This window comes from Nostoc sp. CCY 9925 (assembly GCF_963920935.1).
Lineage (GTDB): Bacteria > Cyanobacteriota > Cyanobacteriia > Cyanobacteriales > Nostocaceae > Nostoc.
Genome location: NZ_CAWUDO010000201.1, coordinates 1 through 6,033, shown reverse-complemented (window position 1 = coordinate 6,033; position 6,033 = coordinate 1). Strand labels below are relative to the sequence as shown.

The window sequence follows — 6,033 nt, the reverse complement described above, 5'->3', positions numbered from 1 at the left end:
TTGAGTTGCATCGCCCTGCAATTGAGTTGCATCGCCCTGCAATTGAGTTGCATCGTCCTGCAATTGAGTTGCATCGTCCTGCAATTGAGTTGCGCCTTGTAAAAACTAAGCCGCCTACTGGCGTAGTAACTCTAAAAGACTTGTGTGTACCTGACTTTTCACGGTATCTGGAAAACCCCGCTTCCATTCCTCTCCCCTGCAAGGAGAGAGGCTTTGATTTCTCCCCCTTCCCTAGTAGGGAAGGGGGCTGGGGGGTTAGGTTTTGCGTTAGCTTTTCCACATGACGTGAAAAGTCAGGTGTGTACACGGTTAGGAGTAGAGAGTACACAGACGCAATTAACCCTTGTCTGTACGGGAGTAGCTAATCACCCTTTTGAAGCTAAATAGGAGTATTATCTTCCGGCTAATTAATAAACAACCAGCCCATTAGTAGATTTTATTCTCTAAGTTTTACGATTAATTGAGGTGACCACCTTTTTGGAAATCGGGTATTTATCGTCAGCAAATCAATTTTATGGCTATAGAAGATTAATCAGAAATTTTGGCTATGTTTACTACATAATTCGATAATTAGCTTCTAGCAAAAGAAGTTTTGAAAACTAGACAAAAATCTATCTAGAGATAAATTCCTAAAATTTGCAAACTAGCTTAGGGTGTGTACAGCCTCTGCAATAAGTATTGGTTAATCCCCAAGATTTTGATGCTCCATATTCATTATTCCCAATTACTGCGTTATGGGATTGCTGTATTAAACGTCACATTTGCATTAGTGCTAATGCTGATGCTAAACCCCTGGCTAAGCATGAGCGGAACTCCTTTTTTACTATTTTTTAGCGCTGTAATGGTGAGTGCCTGGTATGGTGGTTTGAAATCAGGGCTGTTGGCAACCTTCTTATCTGTGCTACTGAGCAATTACTTCTTCCTACCACCAGTTTTTCAACTGAGTTTTGACCTATCCAATTCTGTGCGAATCGGGTTGTTTGCATTACAGGGATTGCTCTTTAGTATTTTATGTGAGGCATTAAAGACTGCTAAAAGAGGGGCCGATCTAAATTTACAAAAGCTCAAAGTCTCTGAAGAACGATTTCGCTTAGCTTTGAGCAGTTCAGATATTATGATATTTCAGCACGATCGCAATTTGCGATACCAATGGATTCATAATCCTCAAAGTGGAGACACCGCACAAGAAATCCTGGGTAAGTCTGATGCTGAATTATTTCCCGCCTCAGTAGCAGAGCAATTGACGACAATTAAACAAAGAGTATTAAAAACTGGTCTTTCTACCCGTGAAGAGGTTTGTCTGCCAGCGTGTGGAGAAAACCGTTACTATGATTTGCTGATTGAACCGCTAAAGGATGCAGATAATAGCATTCATGGTATTACTTGCGTGGCTGTGAATATTACCCAACGCCAGCAGGCACAACTGGAAAAGACCAAATTGCAGAAACAACTCCAGCAAGCCCTTCAGCAAAAAGATGAATCTTTAGCATTGCTTAATGCTTGGGTAACAACTTCGCCAGTAGCGCTGGCTTTCCTTGATACCGAACTTCGCTACGTTCACGCTAATGAAGCCTTAGCAGCCGTTAATGGTGTACCACTAAGTCAACATATTGGTCGTACCTTTCGGGAAGTCCTACCGGAATGGGCAGAGCAAATCGAGCCTGTCTTTGAGCAAGTGATGGCAAGCAAGCAGCCCTTACTTAACCAGGAAGTCAGTGGTGAAACTTATCCGCCTGGGGTGTATCGTTATGGTCTAGTCAGCTATTATCCAGTGTGTTTACCAGATGGGCAGTTGCTAGGAGTAGGTATCACATCCATTGATATCACTCAACAAAAGCAATCTGAGCAAACATTACGGGAAAGCGAAGCCAAGTTTCGCAGCATAGTTGAGTCAAATATGATTGGCATTGGCTTCTGGGAGAAAGACGGCAAAATCACAGACGCCAATGATGCATTTTTGAATATGTTGGGTTATTCTCGTGCAGAATTAGTTTCTGGGAAACTTAACTGGCAAAACCTGACTCCACCAGGGTATAGACTACTCGATGAGCAAGCACTGATTCAACTGCAAAACAGCCCCTCTTGCACCCCCTATGAAAAAGAATATATCCGTAAAGACGGCTCACACTTTCCAATTTTGGTAGGTGCTAGCCAGTTTGAAGGGACTTTTGAGCGAGGAGCTTTCTTTGTTTTGGATATTACAGAGCGCAAGCAGGCTGAAGATAGACTCCGCTATATTGCCCAGGTTAGTAGTGTACTATCTACTTCCTTAGATTACGAAGAAACCTTAGAACAAATTGCCAAAATTTCAGTTCCCCAACTAGCAGATTGGTGTAGCGTCGATATTGTCAATGAAGATGGTTCCATTCGCCGCTTAGCTATTGCCCATGCAGACCCATCCAAAGCCGAGTTGGCGCGTCAACTCCAGCAGTATACTCAAGATGACAAAGGTATAAGCGCAATTACTAAAGTACTGCAAACTGGGCAAAGCGAACTCATCCCCGAAATCTCTGACTCGCTATTAGTGGCAAATACTCAGAATCAGGAACACTTAGAAGTTGTTCGACAATTAGGGATGAAGTCTGTGATGATTGTGCCGTTAATCGCAAGAGGGCGAGTACTCGGCACTATCAGCTTTGTCACCGCCGAATCAGACCGTCGCTACCATCGCTCTGACTTGACTTTAGCAACAGATGTCGCCTATCGTGCTGCCTTAGCAGTGGAAAATGCCCAACTCTATCGAGACATTCACCAAGCTCTAGTACATTACGCCGAATCTCTATCTCTTCTAGATGCTCTACTAGGAGCTGCTCCCGTTGCTGTATGCTTTTTAGATCGCCAACTGCGATATATCCGCATTAATCAGGTATTCGCTGACATTAACGGTTTAACCATAGAAGAACACTTAGGACGCAAATTTCAAGAAGTCCTACCAGAAATGGCGGCTGAGTTGGAAGTACAGTTACAACGGGTGTTGGAGACTGGAGAACCACTGCTGAATGTCCAAATTAGTACCCACACACCAGGACAACCCGAAAATTACCAACACTGGCTAGGCAACTATTACCCAGTCAACAATCGCATGGGCGAAACAGTGGGAATTGGCATGATTCTGGCAGATGTGACAGCAGCCAAACAAACAGAAGTTGCCTTGCGAGAAAGCGAAGAAAGATTCCGAGCCATGTTCAACCAAGCTGCTGTCGGCATTGCTCTGGTAAACTTGGATGGACAATTTCTTCAGGTTAATCCGGCACTGTGCGAGATTACTGGGTACAGCCATGAAGAGTTAATGCAGATGAACTTCCAAGAAATTACTCATCCTGACGACTTAGAAGCTGATAGAGAAAATGCTCGGCGAGTTTTGGCACAAGAAGAAATTAATGGTTATTCTCTAGAAAAACGCTACATCCGCAAAGATGGTTCTATTGTTTGGACTAACTTAACTTCATCAGCAGTTTGGGATAGTAAAGGACAACTCAAATATGCGTTAGGCATCATCGAAGATATTAGCGAACGCAAACGAGTTGAAGCCACCCAACAGTTTTTAGTTGAAGCCAGCACCCTACTGGCTGCTTCTTTAGATTATGAAATAGCCTTAGCCAATGTGGCCAATTTAGCAGTTCCTACCTTGGCTGATTGGTGTATTGTAGATGTTTTTCAGGAAGATTGGTCAAGTAAACAAATTGCGATCGCCATTGCTGACCCGACAAAACAAAATATCTTAGACCAAATCCAACGCCGTTATCCACCCAAAAGCGGGGCACAACACCTTGTGCAGCAGCTACAGTTAGGAATATCTGTCTTTTATCACAAATTATGTGACTCTCATCTTCTGGTGATGGCTCAAGACCAGGAGCATCTGGAATTACTGCAAAGCCTGGGTATTCATTCTTTAATGGTGATTCCAGTGCGTTCCCGCGGGCAATTATTTGGGGCAATCTCTTTTTTTACAGCTGAGTCAGGTCGGCACTACCAACAGGCAGACTTAGCTTTAGCAGAAGATATTGCTCGGCGTGCGGCTACAGCTATTGACAATGCCAGACTCTACCAAGAAACTCAACAGGCAAAACAAGCCGCTGAGCGTTCTGTCAATCGTACCGTACTTTTACAAAGTATCACCGCCGCCCTCTCGGAAGCCCTCACTCCTCAAGAAGTAGCTGATGTGGTGATGAACCAAGGAATTGCTGCCTTGGGAGCCTGTGCTGGTTCTGTTGTATTACTGACTCAGGGAAATACCACCTTGAAAGTTGTACAAGCAACTGGCTATCCAAAATCAATCATAGATACCTGGGCAAATTTTCCCATCACTGCTGCTAACCAAATCGCTGAAACAGTCAGAACTAAGAAGCCTATTTTTTACCAAAATTTAGAAGCCTTGATGGCAAATTATCCCGACTTAGTTGATGCTATAGTTGTGACTGGAAATAATGCTTGGGCTTCTGTACCTCTGATAACAGAGGGTAAAGCCATTGGTGCACTGGGATTCAGCTTTGCTACTGCCCAAGCATTTAACGAAGAAGACCGGGGATTCATATTGACATTGGGACAACAATGTGGCCAAGCCATTGCCCGCGCTCAACTTTACGAAGCAGAAAAGACTGCACGGGCACAAGCTGAAACAGCCAACCGAATTAAAGATGAATTCCTCGCGGTTCTTTCTCATGAATTGAGAACTCCCCTCAACCCGATTTTAGGCTGGGCAAAGTTACTCAGAACCCGCAAGTTCGACGAAGCGACTAAAATCCGTGCCTTGGAAACAATTGAACGCAACGCCAAGTTACAAACCCAACTGATTGAAGACCTGCTGGATGTGTCGCGGATTTTACAAGGGAAGTTGAGTTTAAATCTCCATGCAGTGGATTTAAAAGTTGCGATCGCTGCTGCCCAAGAAACGGTACGTTTAGCAGCAGAAGCCAAGTCAATCGAAATTCAAACAGTGCTGAATGATATCGGCAAAGTTTTAGGCGATGGCGATCGCTTGCAACAAATCATGTGGAATTTACTCTCCAATGCTGTAAAATTTACACCTCAGGGAGGACGAGTAGAAGTACGTCTAGAAAAGATTGACTTGGATGCTCAAATTCAGGTGATTGATACAGGTAAGGGAATCAGCCCAGAGTTTTTGCCTCACGTCTTTGACTACTTCCGCCAAGCAGATGCCAAGACAACTAGGATATTTGGTGGATTGGGATTAGGACTAGCAATTGTGCGTCATTTAGTTGAACTTCACGGTGGTACAGTTGAGGTAGATAGTCTAGGAGAAGGACAAGGGGCAACCTTTACAGTTAAGCTACCTTTGCTCAAAAGTGCCGATTTACGAGTTCCCAGCCCGGAACCTTCTAACTTAGAACTGGATACTGAAGATTCATTACTTTTGGGAGTGCAAATTTTGCTTGTGGATGACCAAGCAGATGTACGTGACTTTTTTAGCTTTGCCTTAGAACAGTATGGAGCAACTGTAACCGCAGTTGCATCCGCAGCCGAAGCATTAGAAGCACTAGCTGATTCCCAGCCAGATATCTTGTTAAGCGATATTGGAATGCCCTTGATGGATGGCTACATGCTGCTGCGCCAAGTGAGAAAATTGCCGCCAGAAAAAGGCGGAGAGATTCCGGCTATCGCTTTGACTGCTTATGCTGGAGAAATTAATTATAATCAAGCACTAGCAGCTGGGTTTCAAAAACACCTACCGAAACCTGTAGAACCAATGGATTTAGCTAATGCGATCGTGAATCTGATTGGTAATTGATATAGCAGGCAATAGGCAATAGGCAATAGGCAACACGCTTAAAATTCTCTGTCTTGAAAAGTTCAGAGCGGGGGAAGCCGCAGCCCCGACTTTTCGCTTGGTGTTGGGGTTTGAAGATCGGTTTATGAAAAAAATGCTCAAGCATTATATCAAGGTGTGGCTTAATTTCTGTTGCTGTACGGCTTGTTATCCTTGCTAATATAGCCATCCTAAATCATTTGTGAAAATTACATATAGCCGTAGTCACACAGGTTAGGACATTTTGAAAGCATGGAAGCTAGGAA

Annotated in this window: 2 protein-coding genes; both read left to right on the top strand. The window is 43.9% G+C overall.

The features are described 5' to 3' along the window. The coding region (locus ACM0OY_RS39055) for a hypothetical protein (protein ID WP_414574076.1) at positions 1 to 284 on the top strand (284 nt) is incomplete at its 5' end. A gap of 416 nt (positions 285 to 700) precedes the next feature. After that, the gene (locus tag ACM0OY_RS39050; protein WP_414574075.1) at positions 701 to 5,749 is read left to right on the top strand and encodes a PAS domain S-box protein; all 5,049 of its coding nucleotides are present in this window, start codon (positions 701 to 703) and stop codon (positions 5,747 to 5,749) included. The last annotated feature ends 284 nt before the right edge of the window (positions 5,750 to 6,033 follow it).

What these genes read in the sequence shown, in the direction of transcription:
- ACM0OY_RS39050 (WP_414574075.1), top strand. Translation starts at nt 701, where the DNA reads ATGCTCCATATTCATTATTCCCAATTACTGCGTTATGGGATTGCTGTA.